Source organism: Dankookia rubra (assembly GCF_004355005.1).
GTDB lineage: Bacteria > Pseudomonadota > Alphaproteobacteria > Acetobacterales > Acetobacteraceae > Paracraurococcus > Paracraurococcus ruber_A.
Genome location: NZ_SMSJ01000001.1, coordinates 237,081 through 254,338, shown reverse-complemented (window position 1 = coordinate 254,338; position 17,258 = coordinate 237,081). Strand labels below are relative to the sequence as shown.

General features: G+C 67.3%; 15 protein-coding genes. 7 read left to right on the top strand and 8 right to left on the bottom strand.

The window, feature by feature from the left end; translation table 11 throughout:
* Positions 1-2 precede the first annotated feature (2 nt).
* Genes E2C06_RS01195 through E2C06_RS01170 form a run of 6 tightly spaced genes read right to left on the bottom strand, consistent with a single transcriptional unit; the run spans position 3 to position 5,583 of the window.
* The gene (locus E2C06_RS01195; protein ID WP_133286745.1) at positions 3-1,088 is read right to left on the bottom strand and encodes a CgeB family protein; all 1,086 of its coding nucleotides are present in this window, start codon (positions 1,086-1,088) and stop codon (positions 3-5) included.
* Entirely contained in the window at positions 1,088-2,215 is a 1,128-nt protein-coding gene (locus E2C06_RS01190; protein WP_133286744.1) for a DNA topoisomerase IB, read from the bottom strand. The genes E2C06_RS01195 and E2C06_RS01190 overlap by 1 nt, the downstream gene beginning before the upstream one ends.
* A gap of 32 nt (positions 2,216-2,247) precedes the next feature.
* The gene (locus E2C06_RS01185; RefSeq protein WP_133286743.1) at positions 2,248-3,162 is read right to left on the bottom strand and encodes a glycoside hydrolase 5 family protein; all 915 of its coding nucleotides are present in this window, start codon (positions 3,160-3,162) and stop codon (positions 2,248-2,250) included.
* Complete coding sequence (locus E2C06_RS01180; RefSeq protein WP_241671054.1) at positions 3,159-3,896, bottom strand: TIGR04290 family methyltransferase; 738 nt, start codon at positions 3,894-3,896, stop codon at positions 3,159-3,161. The genes E2C06_RS01185 and E2C06_RS01180 overlap by 4 nt, the downstream gene beginning before the upstream one ends.
* A 23-nt stretch (positions 3,897-3,919) precedes the next feature.
* Positions 3,920-4,519, bottom strand: a complete 600-nt coding sequence (locus E2C06_RS01175; RefSeq protein ID WP_241671053.1) for a histidine phosphatase family protein — start codon at positions 4,517-4,519, stop codon at positions 3,920-3,922.
* Between the two features lie 5 nt (positions 4,520-4,524).
* On the bottom strand, positions 4,525-5,583 hold the full coding sequence (locus E2C06_RS01170) for an inositol-3-phosphate synthase (RefSeq protein WP_241671052.1): 1,059 nt from the start codon (positions 5,581-5,583) through the stop codon (positions 4,525-4,527).
* A 312-nt stretch (positions 5,584-5,895) separates the two neighbouring features.
* Between E2C06_RS01170 and E2C06_RS01165 the strand changes: the two genes are divergently transcribed.
* The 7 genes from E2C06_RS01165 to E2C06_RS01135 are packed head-to-tail and all read left to right on the top strand — an operon-like array spanning position 5,896 to position 13,743.
* Positions 5,896-7,011 carry an NAD-dependent epimerase/dehydratase family protein gene (locus E2C06_RS01165; protein ID WP_133286739.1) on the top strand — a complete coding sequence of 372 codons (1,116 nt, stop codon included), beginning with the start codon at positions 5,896-5,898 and terminating at the stop codon, positions 7,009-7,011.
* Positions 7,011-8,057: an NAD-dependent epimerase/dehydratase family protein gene (locus tag E2C06_RS01160; RefSeq protein ID WP_133286850.1), complete on the top strand. Its 1,047-nt coding sequence runs from the start codon at positions 7,011-7,013 to the stop codon at positions 8,055-8,057. Before E2C06_RS01165 ends, E2C06_RS01160 begins: the two co-directional genes overlap by 1 nt.
* Complete coding sequence (locus tag E2C06_RS01155; protein WP_133286738.1) at positions 8,054-9,343, top strand: TIGR04295 family B12-binding domain-containing radical SAM protein; 1,290 nt, start codon at positions 8,054-8,056, stop codon at positions 9,341-9,343. Before E2C06_RS01160 ends, E2C06_RS01155 begins: the two co-directional genes overlap by 4 nt.
* Positions 9,344-9,369: 26 nt before the next feature.
* The gene (locus E2C06_RS01150) at positions 9,370-10,452 is read left to right on the top strand and encodes a glycosyltransferase family 4 protein (protein ID WP_133286737.1); all 1,083 of its coding nucleotides are present in this window, start codon (positions 9,370-9,372) and stop codon (positions 10,450-10,452) included.
* Positions 10,449-11,555 carry a CgeB family protein gene (locus E2C06_RS01145; RefSeq protein ID WP_133286736.1) on the top strand — a complete coding sequence of 369 codons (1,107 nt, stop codon included), beginning with the start codon at positions 10,449-10,451 and terminating at the stop codon, positions 11,553-11,555. Before E2C06_RS01150 ends, E2C06_RS01145 begins: the two co-directional genes overlap by 4 nt.
* Entirely contained in the window at positions 11,552-12,637 is a 1,086-nt protein-coding gene (locus E2C06_RS01140) for a CgeB family protein (RefSeq protein ID WP_133286735.1), read from the top strand. Before E2C06_RS01145 ends, E2C06_RS01140 begins: the two co-directional genes overlap by 4 nt.
* The gene (locus tag E2C06_RS01135; protein ID WP_133286734.1) at positions 12,634-13,743 is read left to right on the top strand and encodes a CgeB family protein; all 1,110 of its coding nucleotides are present in this window, start codon (positions 12,634-12,636) and stop codon (positions 13,741-13,743) included. The genes E2C06_RS01140 and E2C06_RS01135 overlap by 4 nt, the downstream gene beginning before the upstream one ends.
* Before the next feature lie 493 nt (positions 13,744-14,236).
* On the opposite strand, the gene E2C06_RS01130 is transcribed toward E2C06_RS01135, so the two are convergent.
* A complete protein-coding gene (locus tag E2C06_RS01130) occupies positions 14,237-16,045 on the bottom strand; it encodes a glycoside hydrolase family 15 protein (protein ID WP_133286733.1) in 1,809 nt (602 codons plus the stop codon).
* A 1-nt stretch (position 16,046) separates the two neighbouring features.
* A complete protein-coding gene (locus tag E2C06_RS01125; protein ID WP_133286732.1) occupies positions 16,047-17,090 on the bottom strand; it encodes a glucose 1-dehydrogenase in 1,044 nt (347 codons plus the stop codon).
* Between the last annotated feature and the right edge of the window lie 168 nt (positions 17,091-17,258).

Genomic DNA, 17,258 nt, shown 5'->3' with positions numbered 1-17,258 from the left:
ACTCAATCTCCGATCATCGCGGAGGTCATCGCCGCCTGCACGGCATCCTCGAGCGCAATGGCCCGGTGGTCCGCGGTGTGCTCGGCCAAGGTGCGGTCCCGAGCCGCCCGGGCAATGCGGCGCATCTCGGCGTCGGTCAGCCCGATGGCGGCAATTGCGTCCTCGCTGGTGTCAGCGACGATGACCTCGCCTCCCGGCGTATAAAAATCCGCGAGGCCGGCCCACGAATCCGTCAGGATCGGCGCGCCGCAAGCCGCTGCCTCGAACAGCCGGCCGGAAGGACACCATCCCATCGCCGCCATGGCCCGCCGGGTGATGTTCAGCGTCAGGCGGGAGGATGCGAAAAAGGCTGCGTGCTCGGCCGGCGGCATGTGGCGGAGGAACCAGATATTCTCGGCCCAGGGGAACTCCGGCGGGTAGAGCGCGCCGCCGATGACGAAGCGATGCGCGGGCAGGGCACGCGCCGGCGCCACGAATAGCCGTTCCAAAGCCGGCTGCCGGTCGGCGGCATAGGTGCCGAGGTAGGAGAGGTCGGCGCGCAGCCGAGGGTCCGGCGGGACCGGCCGATGCGCCTCAAGGTCGACGCTGCCATAGAGCGGTGCGACGCGCCGCGCGCCAAGCTCGGAACGCAGACGCTGCAGCGCCTCTCCGCCAGTATAGCTCAACACCAAGTCGAACCCGCCGAGCCCCTCGGATGGCAGGTAGTCGGGTCGCTCGCCGGCCGCAAGGCGGTCCAGCGTCACTGGGGTATCGAGGTCGTAGAAGGTTCGGAGCCGCACCGCCGAGTTGAGCACCAGTGCCGAGGCGGCGGCGCCGTCCGGGCAATAGGAGGTGACCATGGCAATGTCGGCGCCCCGCAGGATCCGCTCGGCTTGTGGCCTGATGGAGCTCCAATCCGCGTAGAGCACCGTCTTCAGCCCTGGCATCGGCTGCAGGTCGCGCGTGTCGGCATAGTAGGGCACATCGCGCTCGAAGAAGGTGACGTGATGGCCGCGGCGCGCCAGGGCACGGCAGAGCGCGCGCCACAGTGTCGCATGGCCATTGCCCCAGGAGGAGGTAATGGTAAGGCCGAAGACGACGATCCGCATCAGGCGGCCGCCCGTGCCAGGGCGGCGCTGCCGCTGCGTGCCGGACGTAGTTCCTGGCGCGCCAAGCGGCCGATCAGCAGGCCGAGCACCGCCGCTTCCTCCGGTCGCAAGCCGGCCGCAGCCTCGCGCAGCTCGGTCTCCGCTTCCTCCCGCACCTGGTCGGCCAGGCTGCCGTCCAGGTAGCAGTCGAGCACGCCGGGATGCACATAGCACTTGCGGCAGATGGTCGGCGTGTTGCCAAGCCGCTGGGCCACCTGTTCGATCGCGCGCTTGACGTTGCGCTTGGCTGCGGCCTCAGTGTCGAAGCGCTCGAACTCGCGCAACGCCAGGGCGGCGAGCACCGTGCCGGCCCAGGTGCGAAAATCCTTGGCCGTCACGTCGCTGCCGGCGATCTCGCGCAGGTAGTCGTTGACGTCGCCGGAATCGATGCCGTGGCGTTCGCCCGCCTCGTCGAGGTACTGGAACAGCTCCTGGCCCGGCAGGTCCTGGCACTCCCGGAGGATGCGGGCGATGCGGCGGTCGGCAATCTGGAGCTGCCAGGCCTTGCCACTCTTTCCCTTGAAGGCGAAGCGGAGCTTCGCGCCCTCGACCTCGACATGGCGGTTCCGCAGCGTCGTCAAGCCATAGCTGCCATTCTGCTTTGCGTAGTCGTCGTTGCCGACACGAATGAGGGTGGTTTCCAGCAGCCGCACCACGGTCGCCAGCACCTTGCGGCGCGGCAGACCGGACAGCGCCAGATCGCGCTCCACCTGGTCGCGGATATGCGGCAGGGCGCGGGCAAACTCGACCATATGGCCGAATTTCGCGGCGTCCCGCGTCTCCCGCCAACGGGGATGGTAGCGGTACTGCTTGCGTCCCTTCTCGTCGCGGCCGGTCGCCTGGATGTGGCCGTCCTCCCGAGGGCAGATCCAGACCTGTGTCCAAGCCGGTGGGATGGCCAGGGCGCGTATGCGGCGGAGCGTGGCCGGATCCTTCACAGTGCCGCCCTTGGGCTGGCGGTAGCTGAATCCCTTGCCGAAGCGCCTGCGACCGATACCCGGCTCATCATCCGACACGTAGCGCAGCGACGCGGCGCGTGCTGCCTGCCGGGCATCCTGGAGATCGAGGTCAACATTGTCCGCGGCCATGGCACTTCGGCATTCGCAGTGTGAGTGGATGGTCAACCCAGCGCGGCAGCCGGGGTTCCGGGACGGGCGTAGCGTCGAATCATCGCCCCGCAGAACTCGGCGAACTCCGCCGGCACAAGCGGCGGGCTGGTGTGATGCGGCGCCAAGCCGCGGTGCTCCGGCGTGAAGCAGAAGGTGACTGTCACATCGAATTCCTCGAGCGCCGCCATCTGCCGGTCGAACCAGTCGAGCGCATTCGGCCGGAAGCTGTCGGCCCATGAAAGGCCGGTCCGCAGGTGCCGGACTCCGAGCCGCCGCATCCAGGCGACCGCGTCGTCCAGCCGGTGATCCTCGAAATGGAACCACTGGCACAGGCCGAGGGCCGGGGCTCGGCGGGCGAAGGCTTCCAGCGATGGCTTTGGCGATCCGTCCTCGCGCAGCAGCCCCATGTAGAAATGCCGGTAGTAGGACGAGCCCTCCGCCTCGCGATGGCGAGTCGTTGCTTCCCAGGCGCGCGGCAGGTCATAGAGACTGTACCAGTGGATGCGCGGTGCGCGCCCCACCAGCAGTTCCGCGGTACGATCAACGCCCCAGGCCTGGACTTCCTCGGCCCCGAAGGATGAGACTCCAACCTCGGACACCCAGACCGGCAGGTCCGTCACCGCGCGAATCTCGTCGAGCTTCATCGGCCATTCGCCGATCTGCCAGAGGTTCCAGTCGAGCGGGAAACCATGTACCGCGACGACCTCGAGGTGATCCAGGACCCCGCGTTCCGCAAGATTGCCAATGAAAGCGGGATCGATCGGCGAAATGCCTCCGAGTACCCGCGGCAGGGTCGGGTGCGCGGCGCGGATCGCCTGAGCGGCACCGGTCGCCATCTCGGCAAACAACCGCCAGTCGGGGTCGAGCTCGGGGTCCCAATGCGACTTGTTGTTGGGCTCGTTCCAGATCATCGCCGCTTCGATCATGCGCGGTTCTCCCGGGCCGGGTAGACCGCACCGGCTCCTTGCGGTGCGTCGACGCGCCTGCAGACGTAGACCTCCTCCTCCGGATGCGCCTCGATGGCAAAGCCGGCGCTGCGGAGCATGGCTTCCGCGCAAGCACGGTTCGGCACCCACCAGTTGGTCTCGTCCTGGGCGTAGCGGTGCTCGATAAAATGCAGCTTCGGCCAGCCCGCATCGTCGAAGGGCGCGGTATCCCAAAAGTCGAAATTTTCCCGCACAGGCGCAATCTGTGGCTTGCCGCGCTGCATCGACTGAAAGATGAGCATGTCCTCGGCGACATGTTCGTGGATCAGATCGAGGGCGAGAAGTGGATGGCGGAGATGATACAGCACGCCCATGAACAGTACGATATCGAATCGCTCTCCGATCGTGCCAAGATCGTAGACCGACATGGCCCTGAACTCGATGTCCTGGCCGGTGGCCTCGGCGGCGAAGCGGGCCTGCGCCAGGTAGTCTTGGTCGGAATCGATGCCGAGCACCCGCGCGGCGCCCCGACGCTTCATCTCGATTGCATAGAAGCCGCCGTTGCAGCCGATGTCGAGCACGCTGCGGCCGCTGAGGTCCTGCGGCACCGCATGCGCGAAGCGGCGCCACTTCACCGAGGGATAGTCACCGAGGAAATGGTCCGGCGCGGTGCTGACGCCGCCAAGGTCGATGTTGTGGAACCAGTTACCGAGCGCGGCGGCGCGCCGGCGCAACGCCTCGGCTTCGATCCGCGTGTTCATGCGGTCACCCCCTCATTCATCCACATTAGCCTTCCGCCGCCGTCCCACAGCACGAGAGCGCTGGAGGATGCGGGATCGATGTCGAACCGCATATGCGCGTCGAGCGTCAGTCCAATGCACCAGAGCAGGGCCGCCTTGATGATGTCCGCATGGCTGACAGCGACGACCGTGCCGTGCGGATAGGAAGTTTTCATCTGGTGGATGCCAGCGACCACGCGCGACTGCGCCTGTTGCATCGGCTCACCGCCCGGTGGGCAGGACTTGGCCCTCTCGCCATTCCAACGCACCCATCTTGGATCGCCCTCCAGGTCATCGAAGCGGGCACCGGTCCAGTCGCCGAAGTCGATCTCGTCTAGGGCCTCGCAGGGCTGAACAACCAGACCAGAAGCGTCGGCGATGGCCTGTGCGGTATCGCGCGCGCGGCTGAGCGAGCTGGTGAACAGCGCATCCGGCTTGCGCACGGCGATCCGCGTCCCCAGCCGTGCCGCTTGGTCGCGCCCGGCCCCGTCGAGTTCCACGCCGGCCATCCGTCCGCAGAGCACTTTGCCAAGCAAGGGGTGGGCGGCGTGGCGCACCAAAAGGATGGTCGTCGCCATCCGGATCAGCCCTCGCCGGCGATGAAGCGCAGCGTGAGTTCCCGGGCCTCAGCGTCGGTGAATTGCACCGGGGGTGACTTCATGAAGTAGCTGGCCGGTCCCTGCAACACGCCGCCATGGCCACGGTCGAGCGCCAGCTTGGCGCAGCGCACCGCATCGACCACGACACCAGCGGAGTTGGGAGAGTCCCAGACTTCCAGCTTCAACTCCAACTGCAGCGGCACACCGCCGAAGCCGGTTCCCTCCATCCGGATCTGCGCGAATTTCCGGTCACCCAGCCACGGGACGAAATCGCTCGGACCGACATGGATGTCGCCGGGTGCAGGCGGTACATCCATCTGGCTGGTGACCGCCTGCGTCTTCGAGATCTTTTTCGATTGCAGCCTTTCGCGTTCGAGCATGTTCAGGAAATCGGCATTCCCGCCGAAGTTGAGCTGATAGGTCCGATCGAGCGATACACCACGCTCTCGGAACAAGTTTGTCAGGACACGGTGTACGATCGTGGCACCGACTTGGCTTTTGATATCGTCTCCCACCAACGGCAGGCGCCGTTCGGCGAATCGAGCTTGCCAGCCTGCATCCGAGGCGATGAAGACCGGAATGCAGTTGACGAAGGCGCAGCCGGCCTCGAGTGCCTTCTCGGCATACCACTCGGTGGCCTGCTGCGAACCGACCGGCAAGTAGGAAACCAGGACTTCAGTACCGCTGCGACGCAGGATCTCGGCGACATCCGCTTCCGGCGCATCCGACTCCTTCACTTCGTCGCGGAGGTAGCGGCCTATCCCATCGAGCGTGCGGCCACGCGACACGGTCACGCCCAGCGGCCCCACTTCAGCAAACCGATGCGTGTTGTTCGGGTGCGCCAGGATCGCTTCGGCAACATCGCAGCCGACCTTTTCCGTAGCGACGTCGAAAGCTGCGCTGATATCGATATCCGAAATCCGGTAGCCCCCGAGATCCGGCCGGATCAGGCCAGGGACCTGGTCATGGGCCGACCGGTAATAGGTCAGGCCCTGCACGAAGGAGGACGCACAGTTACCGATGCCGATCAGCCCGACCCGCACGCGTCTGGAACCCAAAGCTTGTCTCCCTCGCATCGGTCTATGGCCGCAGCCTGCTCTGGCTGTGATGGTGGGGAACGCGAGGCGCGGCGCTTCGCCCCGCCGGCACGGAATGCGGCACTGACAAATGCAGGTGAGTACCGGTTCCGTCCTGGCGCGGTTTGCGTTCGCACTGAGCCGGGAGCCTTTGTTGCTCGGCGGCCGCAGGCGCGACGCCAAACGCATCGTCGAGCTGTAGGTCCGGGAACCGATCGACGTGGCGCGACCTCTAGACCGGCAGCGCAAACGGCAGGTGGATAGAACGGAGGCGCCCTGGTGTCGGAATTGATTCTTCTTACGGGTGGCGCGGGGTTTATAGGCTGTCATTTGGCAGGTGAATTGCTCCGCCGCGGCTATCGCGTGCGGGTGCTGGACAGCTTGTTGGACCAAGTGCATGGGGCGCAGTCTGGCGTTCTCTCGGTCGGACCTCATGTCGAGTTCCACCGCGGGGATGTGCGAGACATTGCGGCCGTGGCGCGTGCACTGCAAGGAGTGGATGCTGTCGTGCACCTCGCAGCCGAAGTCGGCGTCGGGCAGAGCATGTATGCGGTAGACCGGTATGTGTCTGCCAATGATTCCGGCACTGCAGTGCTTTTTCAATGCCTGATCGAGCGGCCGGTGCGTCGCGTCGTGGTCGCGTCGTCCATGAGCATCTACGGGGAGGGACTGTATCGCAGCGCCTCTGGCCGATTGGTCGAGGATGCCGTCCGTCTGCCGAGGACGAGCTCGACCCAGCCTTGGGACCCGGTTGATGAATCAGGACGCGGTTTGCTGCCGCTGCCGACACCAGAGGAAAAGCGTCCGGCGCTTGCGTCGGTCTATGCCATTACAAAGTACGTGCAGGAGCGCCTGACCCTGACCCTGTCACCAGCCTATGGCATGGAGGGCGTCGCGCTGCGGCTCTGGAACGTCTACGGGCCGGGACAGGCACTGTCAAATCCCTATACCGGTGTGCTGGCGATCTTCGCGTCGCGCCTGCACAACGGCCAGCCTCCGATGATTTTCGAGGACGGCCAGCAGCGCCGCGACTTCGTGCATGTCTCGGATATCGCGCAAGCCTTCATCCTCGCGCTGGAGCGGCCAGAGGCGGTAGGCCGCGTGTTCAACATCGGCAGTGGCGAGCATCGCACCGTATCGGACGTTGCCGCGCTGCTTGCCCGCGCGATGGGACGGCCCGGCATGGCACCGGAGATAACTGGTAAGGCACGGGCCGGCGATATTCGCCATTGTATTCCCGATATCAGCCTGGCCAAGGGCATGCTCGGCTTCGAGCCTCGCACCGATTTCGTTGCGGGACTCGCTGAGCTGGCCGAGTGGGTCGCGCGGCAGAGAGCCGAGGACCGGGTTCACGAGGCGCGCCGTGAACTTGAGGCCAGGGGGCTGGTCGCGTGATGGGCGGCGGTCGTCCTCTCCTCGTCACAGGCGGTGCCGGCTTTATCGGGGCCAATTTGGCTGACCGCTTGGCGACACAAGGACATACGGTGCTGGTCTATGACGCGCTGACCCGCGATGGCGTAGAGGCGAACCTAGACTGGCTTCGGCGGCGCCATGCGGGCCGTGTGGTCCCGATCATTGCCGATATCAACGACACGGTGGAACTCGGACGTGCGATGGCCGAGGCCGATGCGGTGTTCCACCTCGCGGCGCAGGTTGCGGTGACCAGCAGTCTCGACGATCCGGTGCAGGACTTTATTGTGAACCTGCGCGGCACGCTTGGCGTGCTGGAAGCATCACGCCGCCGAGGGCGCGCGGTACCCGTGATCTTCGCTAGCACGAACAAGGTGTACGGTGACCTCGCGGATATCCCGCTCGACCTCGGGGACGAGACCTATGTCCCGCGACCGGACGCGATTCGCCAGCATGGCATCGGCGAGGATCGGCCGCTCGACTTCCATACGCCCTACGGCTGTTCCAAAGGTGCTGCGGACCAGTACGTGCTAGATTACGCGCGCAGCTTTGGCGTGCCCAGCGTGGTATTCCGTATGAGCTGCATCTACGGGCCGCTGCAGCGCGGCACTGAGGATCAGGGCTGGGTCGCGCATTTCGTCTTGCGCGCGCTTGCCCAGCAGCCCATCAGCATCTACGGCGACGGATGCCAAGTGCGGGACATTCTTTTCGTGGATGACGCAGTCGATGCTTACGTTGCGGCTTGGCAGAGGATAGACGCGTCGAATGGAAGGGCCTTCAATCTCGGTGGCGGACCGGCAAATGCCGTGAGCCTGTTGCAGGTGATCGGTGCGATCGAGCAGACTCTCGGTTGCCGGATCGAGGTAAGGCACGGCAACTGGCGGGCGGGCGACCAGCGTTACTATGTTTCAGACACGCGGCATGCGCAGCGGATACTGGGCCTCGCGGCGCCGCGAGCGTGGCGCCAGGGCCTGCAGGCACTTGCTTCGTGGCTAGCCGCTGAGCACGCACCGGCCGAGGCAACGCCATGAAGGTTGCACTGGTCAATCCGTCCTGGAGTTTTGAGGGCAGTATCTACTTCGGTTGCCAAGCGCCGCATCTGCCGCTGGAACTTGGCTATATCCGCGCGCTCCTCGAGGCGGACGGGCATGACGTGCTAATGCTGGACGCACATCTCTGCAGCCTTTCGGCGCCAGATGCTGCGGAGCAGGTTGCGGCTTTCGGGCCGGACATGACGGTCGTCACAACTGCGCCGACCTATTTGTTTTGGCGTTGCGCGCCCCCGGAACTGCGTGTGCCGCGGGAGTTTCTTGTGGCGCTGGGCTTCGCAGGTGGCCGAACGGTCGCGGTAGGGCCGCATGGCTCGGTGACCCCGCAGGCGACCCTGCAGAAGCTGGGCGTCGACGTCGTCGTGCGTGGCGAATGCGAGGAGATCGTCCGACGGCTCGCGCAGTCTGAGGACCTGTCCGGTGTTCCAGCAATCTGTTTCAGGCAGGACCGGGCGATCAACGTGACCGGTGGTGCCCATGCCGGTGCCTTCGTTGACCTGCCGGCACTGCATTGGCCGGATGAATGGATGCAACGTCACCGTCACCATCATCACCGCTTCGATTGCGACCCGACCGTTCCCGGCGCAGAAGTCGAGGCCTCACGAGGCTGTCCCTACCATTGCTCATTCTGTGCCAAGATCGACTTCCGCGATGCCTATCGCCGGCGCACGCTGGCGCCACTGCTGGAGGAGATCGACGGGCTAGCCTCTCAAGGTGTCGGCTATCTCTACTTCATTGATGAGATTTTTCTGCCGCAACGCCCTTTGTTGGAAGCGCTGGTCGGGCGCGGCCTGCAATTCGGCATCCAGACCCGCATCGACCTATGGAAGCCGGAGATGCTGGACCTGCTCGGTCAGGCCGGCTGCGTCTCCATCGAAGCCGGGGTCGAGAGCCTGACGCCGGAAGGGCGGGCGGCGCTCGACAAGAACTGCCGCATGTCGACCGACGACTTGGCGGAGCGGCTGCTCTATGCGAAGCGGCGGGTGCCGTTCGTTCAAGCCAACCTCATCAAGGTCGCTGGCGATGATGCAGGGATGGTCGCAACCTGGCGGGAGCGCCTGCAGCGCGGCGGCGTCTGGGCAAACGACCCGGTGCCACTCTATCCCTATCCCAGTTCCCCGGATTACCGTCGCCTCTGGGGCGCGCCGGACGACATGGCCTGGGAGCGCGCGCATGATTACTACCTCGCGCAATTCGACCGGCTGAGCGACATCCAGGAGAATGGGGTCGCCTCCCTTGAGGTCCTGGAAGCGGGCTGCTGCCGATGACCTCGCCGGCTGGGCTGCGCCTGTTGATGAGCGCTGATACGGTCGGCGGCGTTTGGGGCTATGCGCTGGATCTTGCGGCGGGCATGGCGCAGCGGGGCGTGACGATCGTGCTTGCCGTGCTAGGGCCACCGCCGGATCCGGCACAGCGTGTCGAAGCGGAAGGCATTCCCGGGCTGCGACTGGTGGAACTCGATTGCCCGCTCGAATGGCTTGCCGGATCCGCCGCCGAAGTCGAGGCATCTGGCGCCGCACTCGCCGCGCTGGCACGCGAGGTTTCCGCCGACCTCGTGCACCTTAACTCGCCCGCACCTGCTGCTAATGCAAGCTTTGGCCAACCCTTGGTAATTGCTTGCCATTCCTGCCTTGCGACGTGGTGGCAAACGATGCGGGCAGGGCCGATGCCTGACGACTTCGTCTGGCGGACTGCCTTGGTGGCGCGCGCCTATCGGTCGGCAGATCTCCTGGTCGCGCCGTCAGGCTGGTTCGCCGCGGCGACCCGGGCGGCTTACGATCTTTCGGTAGCCCCGCGTGTGGTGCACAATGCGCGGCGTCGGCTTCCGCTGCGGGAAGCGGCGTCCCTCAAAGCGATTGCCTGTACCGCCGGCCGGCTCTGGGACGAAGGCAAGGATGCGGCTACGCTCGATGCGGCGGCGGCGCTGCTGCCATTTCCGCTGATCGCAGCGGGTCCGACGGAAGGGCCGAACGGCGGCAATGTCGAGTTGCGCCACCTGCGCCGGCTCGGACGACTTCCCGCAACAGCCATGGCCGCGTTGCTTGAGACTCGACCGATCTTCGTAAGCGCGGCGCTCTACGAGCCATTTGGCCTTACCGTGCTGGAAGCGGCTCAGGCTGGTTGTCCCCTGGTGCTGTCCGACACTGCCGGCTTCCGCGAGTTGTGGGACGGTGCGGCTACATTCGTCGCGCCTAGGAATTCGGGCGGCTTCGCCGCAGCAATCGAACGCCTCTCCCGCGATCAGGGAGGGCGAACCAAGCTCGGCATTGCGGCGCAGGAACGTGCCACGCGTTACAGCCTGGACAGGCAGGTCGACGGGATGCTCGCCATCTATGATAAGGTGCTCGGCCGGTCGGGAAGGGATGTTGCTGCGTGAGGCTCGTCTACGTCGCCCATTCCATCGAATCCTGCTGGAATCACGGTAACGCTCACTTTCTGCGTGGCATCCTGGCGGAACTGCAGGCGCGCGGCAACGACGTGACGGCGCTGGCCCCGGCGGAGTCCTGGAGCCTCGACAATCTACTCCGCGACCATGGCGAAGCAGGGCTCGGCGCCTATCGCGCGGCCTATCCCGGGTTGCGTGCACGCAATTACCGGAACGCCGATGACTTGGTATCCGCCATCGACGCGGCCGACCTCGTCATCGTGCATGAATGGACCGATCCCTGGGTCGTCGCGGCGATTGGTCGCGCGCGCCGGGCCGGCGGGCGGTTCCGCCTGCTGTTCCACGACACGCACCACCGCGCGATGAGCGACCCCGAAGCGATCCGCCGCTTCGACCTGCAGGATTTCGACGGGGTGCTTGCCTTCGGCGCGGCCCTGGCGGCGGTCTATCAGCAATGGGGCTGGGATCGCCGGGTCTTCGTCTGGCACGAGGCTGCGGACACCCGCCTGTTTCGCCCGCCTGCGGCGGAGGTGAGCCGTGAGGGCTTGGTCTGGATCGGCAATTGGGGTGATGACGAGCGGAGCGAGGAGCTCGAACACTTCCTGCTGCGGCCGACGCGGGACGCCGGCCTTGCGCTCGACATTCATGGCGTGCGCTACCCCGATGCGGCGCTCGGCAAGCTCGCCGCGCTCGGGGCGCGGTATCGGGGGTGGCTGCCGAATGCCCGGGCGCCCGAAATCTTCGCTCGCCATCTGGCCACGGTCCATGTGCCGCGCCGCTTCTACGTGCAAATGCTGCCGGGCATCCCGACCATCCGCGTCTTCGAGGCACTGGCCTGCGGCATCCCGTTGCTGTCGGCTCCCTGGGAGGATGCGGAGCATCTGTTCCGTCCCGGCCAGGATTACTTGGTCGCGCGCGACGAGGGAGAGATGCTGCGGCACATGCGGGCGATCCGAGCCGATGCCGGCCTGCGCGCGGCACTGGCGGCGAGCGGCCTCGAGACGATCCGCGCCCGCCATACCTGCGCCCATCGCGTGGACGAGTTGCTGGCCATCCTGGCGCAGCTTCGCATGCCCGAGGAGGCCGGCGCATGAGGATTGCCTTCTATGGATCAAGCCTGCTGTCGTCCTACTGGAACGGCGCAGCGACCTACTACCGCGGTATGCTGAGCGCGCTGCACCGCCACGGCTACCACGCGACCTTCTACGAACCCGATGCCTTCGACCGGCAGCAGCACCGTGACATTGCCCCGCCCGATTGGGCGGAGGTAAGGGTCTATCCGGCAACCGAAGCGGCGCTGCGGGACGTGATGGCCGAGGCTGCGCGCGCGGATGTCGTGGTCAAGGCCAGCGGCGTCGGTGTCTTCGACGATGCGCTGCTGCAGGGCGTCATGGCCGCGGCCCGGCCGGGTGCGATCCGCATTTTTTGGGATGTCGATGCTCCGGCTACCTTGGCGGAGCTTGCCGCGGCACCCGACCATCTGCTGCGACGCATGCTGCCGGACCTCGATCTGGTGCTGACCTATGGCGGCGGTCCGCCTGTCGTGGAGGCCTATGAGGGCTTTGGCGCGCGGCGCTGCTTGCCGGTCTACAACGCGCTCGACCCCATGACGCATCACCCGGTGCCGCCCGAACCGCGCTTCGTTGCCGATCTTTCCTTCCTCGGCAACCGGCTGCCGGACCGCGAGGCCCGGGTGGAGGAGTTCTTCCTGCGCCCAGCGGCGCTGCTGCCCGACCACCGCTTCCTGATCGGCGGCAATGGCTGGGGCGACAAGGCGAGGCCGGCGAATGTGCGGTCGATCGGGCACGTCTATACGCATGAGCACAACGCCTTCAACACCTCGCCGCTCGCGGTGCTGAACATCGCCCGAGACAGCATGGCGACCACAGGCTTTTCCCCCGCCACGCGGGTCTTCGAAGCGGCGGGGGCCGGCGCCTGCCTTATCACGGATGCCTGGGTTGGGCTCGAGCTTTTCCTCGACGAGGGCACCGAGGTGCTGGTCGCGCGGGATGGTGCCGAGGTGGCGGCACAGTTGGCCGAACTGACGCCGGAGCGGGCACGACGAATCGGCGAGGCGGCGCGGGTGCGCATCCTGTCGGAGCACACCTATGCGCGGCGCGGCATGCAGGTCGACGCCCTGCTGCGCGAGGTTGCGGCGCGGAAGCGGGCGGCATGAGCGCGGCGCCGATGCGGATCGTCGTACTCGGCCTCAGCCTGTCCTCGGCCTGGGGCAATGGCCATGCCACCACTTATCGCGCCCTGCTGAGAGCCTTTGCCGCACGAGGACACGAGGTGGTCTTCCTTGAGCGCGAGGTTCCCTGGTACGCCGGTCATCGCGACCTCGCCGCGCCGGATTATTGCGCGCTTGAGTTCTACCGCGGGATGGATGACCTGCTTCGCTGGCGCGGGGAGATCGCCTTGGCGGACGCGGTGGTGGTCGGCTCCTTCGTCCCAGAGGGTGTCGCGGTCGGTGACATGGTGCAATGCATGGCGCGCGGCGTCACGGCCTTCTACGACATCGACACGCCGGTGACCCTTGCCAAGCTTGCGCGCGGCGAGGAGGAGTACCTCGCAGGGCGGCAGATCCGCGGCTACGACCTCTATCTTTCCTTCACCGGCGGTCCGACACTGGCCTTGCTGGAAGCGCGCTACGGGTCGCCGGCGGCACGCGTGCTGCATTGCTCGGTCGATCCGGAAGCGTATCCCGTGCTGGATGCGCCACGCCGTTGGGACCTCAGCTATCTCGGCACCTATAGCGATGATCGCCAGCCAGTGCTGGAAGCCCTGCTGCTGGAGCCTGCCCGGCAGGCACCGCAGCTACGCTTCGTTGTCGCCGGGGCGCAGTACCCGGACGACATCGCCTGGCCGCCGAATGTCGAGCGGCTCGAGCATGTGCCCCCCGCCGACCACCCGGCCTTCTACGCCGCCAGCCGCTTCACCCTCAACGTGACTCGGCAGGACATGGTTCGCGCCGGACACAGCCCGAGCGTTCGGCTCTTTGAGGCTGGCGCCTGCGGCACACCGGTCATCTCCGACGCCTGGGACGGGATCGAGGCGCTGTTCCGGCCCGGCGAGGAGATCCTGCTGGCCGACCGGCCCGGGCAGGTGCGGGACATCCTGCTGGGCTGGCCCGATGCGTCCCGCGATGCGGTCGCGCGCGCCTTCCGCGCCCGGGTTCTCGCGGACCATACCGCGGCGCATCGCGCGGCTGAGCTCGAAGCATATCTGCTCGCGGCCCGGCGCCGGGTGCGCCAACCGGCAAGGGTGCGGGCGGCGACGTAGCCGCGAGGCAGCGCAAGGTCGCCATGATTGCCGGCGGCGCACGATTTCGCGGCTAGCATCCCTGCAGCCTGCAACTCGTCGATGGGTGCAGATCACATGCATCGACAGCTCCCGCATCGGACAGTGGTAGACCCTGCCGCACCCGGAACACCCATCCTGCTTCGGCTGGGTTGAAGCCGAAATCATCGAGCCTCGACCGGGCCGCGGCTCGGCACCGCGCGGCGGAACGGCGCCGTGTTCAGCCTGGCCTGCGCCGCGTCCCTGGCGCATAACCAGGCGCGTCCCCAACTTGCGCTGCCCACCGGCGCGCCCGTCGCCCGCAACCGGCGGACAGCATTGCGCCGGCGCCCGTTTCGCGCCGGACAGCCACCGGGCCGCCGCATTGCGCTCGCCGGCATAGAATGCCCATCCGCGTTACGGCAAGAGCCGTCGCCGGCCCGCTGCAAGCCTCGATGGCGCTCGATGCCCAAGCGGAGTAGGCCCCCGGGGGGGATCAATCGTCGGCGGCGCGATGACCGGAGCGCTGTTCGGCCGGCTTTTCCGCCCGCGCCAGATTGCCCGCAGTGCTGACCAGCGCGACATGCGAGAAGGCTTGCGGGAAGTTGCCGACCTGCCGGCCGGCCTTAGGATCGTATTCCTCGGCCAGCAAGCCGACGTCGTTGCGCAGCGTCAGCAGCCGCTCGAACAACGCCCGTGCCTCGTCGCGCCGGCCCAGCATGACGTAATTGTCCGCCAGCCAGAAGCTGCAGGCGAGGAAGGCGCCCTCTCCGGGCGGCAGACCGTCCTGCGCCTTGCTGGTGTCGTAGCGGCGGACGAAGCCGTCCTGCAGCAGCTCCCGCTCGATTGCCGCGACCGTGCCGCCGATGCGGGGATCCTCGGGCGGCAGGAAGCCGACCAGCGGGATCAGCAGCAGGCTGGCATCCAGCTGCGTTGCGCCATAGGACTGCACGAAGCTGTTGCGTGCCGTGTCGAAGCCGCGGCGGCAAACATCGGCATGGATTCGGTCGCGCACCGCGCGCCATTGCGCCAGCGGCCCCTTCATGCCGAATTCCTCGATGCCACGCACCGAGCGGTCCAGCGCCACCCAGGCCATCACCTTGGAATAGGTAAAGTGGCGGCGTGGCCCGCGCACCTCCCAGATCCCCTCGTCCGGCTGGTCCCAGAGATCGATCAGCCGGTTGGTCAACGTGCGTTCCAGTCCCCAGGCATCGTCGTTCGGCGGAATGCCGGCGCGCCGGGCATGGTGCATGGCGTCCAGCAGCTCGCCATATACGTCCAGTTGCAGCTGCCCGGCGGCGGCATTGCCGATTCGGACCGGCTGAGCCCCCTGGTAGCCGGAGAGGAAGGTCAGTTCCCGCTCATCCAGCCGCCGCTCGCCCGCCAGGCCGTACATGATCTGCAGCTTGTCCGGGCTGCCGGCGACGGCGCGCAGCAGCCATTCGCGCCAGGCCGCGGCCTCCTCGACATAGCCGCCGCCCATCAGCGCCAGTAGGGTCAGCGTGGCGTCGCGCAGCCAGCAGTAGCGGTAGTCCCAGTTGCGCATGCCGCGCAGCTGCTCGGGCAGCGAGGTCGTGGCGGCGGCGACGATGCCGCCGGTCTCGCGATGCGCCAGCGCCCGCAGGGTGATCAGCGATCGGCTCACCGCCTCGGCCCATTCGCCCTCCGTCCTTCCACGCGCCGACCAGGCCTGCCATTCGGCTGTTTCCTCGGCCAGCACGGCCGTCGCCGAGGGCCGGGCCGGCAGCGGGTGGAAGGACGGCGTCCAGGTCAGCACGAAGGGCACCGTCTCGCCGGCCACGACCTCGAACTCGGCCACCGTCGTCATGCGCTGGCCATGCAACGGCACGCTGGTGTCGAGCAGCAGCCGGTCGGGCCCGGCGATGGCGCGCAGCCGGCCGTCCTCGAGCCGGGAGACCCAGGGGATGTCGCGGCCGTAGTCGAACCGCATGGCGAGGTCCATCCGCATCGCCAGCCGGCCCCGCTCGCCGCGGACCAGGCGGACAATGTCGGTCGCGCCGTCGCGCCGCTGCATGCAGTCGACCAGCGTCACCGCGCCGTCCGGGCTTTCGAACCGCGTCTCCAGCACCAGGGTGCCCGGGCGGTAGCGGCGGGTCACGCGCGCCGCCGGGTGGCAGGGTGCAATCCGCCAGCGGCCGTTCTCGGCGGTGCCGAGCAAGGCGGCGAAGCAGGCCGGGCTGTCGAAGCGCGGCAGGCAGAGCCAGTCGATGCTGCCGTCCCGGCCGACCAGCGCCATGGTCTCGCGGTTGCCGATGACGGCATAGTCCTCAATGCGGAGCGCCATGTCAGAGCGTGAAATCGATGACGGTCTTGATGTCGTCCGGCCGGCGCGTCACCGCATCGCGCCAGTCATCGAGCCTCTCACGCCGCGTCACCAGCCGGCCGAGCCAGGCGCGATCGGCCTTGGCCAGCGCCTCTGCCGCCGCGCGGTAGTGGCGGAGGTTGGCGTTGACGATGCCGAACAGGACGGTATTGCCCAGCACCATCTGCCGCTCCAGCGTGCCGGCATTGGTCTCGATCCGCTTCGCCCCGGCGGAGACGCCGGCCAGGCAACAGATGCCGGCCGGCGCCAGCTGCACCGCGGCATCCATCACCAGCTCCGGGACGCCGGTGCATTCCAGCACCACGTCGGGGTGGAAGGGCAGGTCGGCGATGCGGCCGATGTGGTAGGCGGCGCCAAGGTCGCGGGCCAGCGCCGCCTGCGCGCCTTCCCGCCGCGCCAGCACATGCACTTCAAGCCCGCGCTGCACGCCCATTAGCGCCGCCAGCAACCCGATCGGGCCCGCCCCCGTCACCAGCACGCTGCGCGGCGCCCAGCGGGCGCGCAGGCCGATGCGCTCAATATGTTCCCAGGCCTTCGCAAGGATGCTGGCCGGCTCCATCAGCACGCCGAGCGGCCCGAGCCCGCGGTCGACCGGCACCAGGAATTCCGGCTCGATGCGGAAGCGCTCGGCGGCGAAGCCGTGCCGCTGCTTGATGCCGCGCTCGGTGTAGCGGCCGTTGCGGCACATGTCCCATTCGCCGGCACCGCAGGCGAGGCAGGGCACCGGGTCGGGTCGCCGCACCACGCCGGCGACCAGGTCGCCGCGCCGGAAGCCGCTGCCGTCCGGGGCTTCCAGCACCTCTCCCAGCGATTCATGGCCGAGGATCAGCCGTTCTTCGCCCGCCGGGGCCCAGCCGTAGTCGCCGGCCAGGATCTCGGCATCGGTGCCGCAGAAGCCAACCGCCAGGGTGCGGACCAGGACGGGGCCGTCGGTCTCGGGCGGCTCCGGCATTTCGACCACCGCGCCCGAATCCGCCCGCCCGGGGACCACCGTGAGTGCCCGCATGCTACGCTCCCATGCCGCGAAGCAGGGACAACGCAGCGCAACCGTCATACGTTCGCCTGGCTGAACCAGCCTTCACATCCGGGTCAGGCAGGCCGCTCCCGAACACGCCTGCGCGGAATGACGTCGCTTTGGGGTTCCCCTGCCGGCGGCGCTTCCGTACCACCCTTT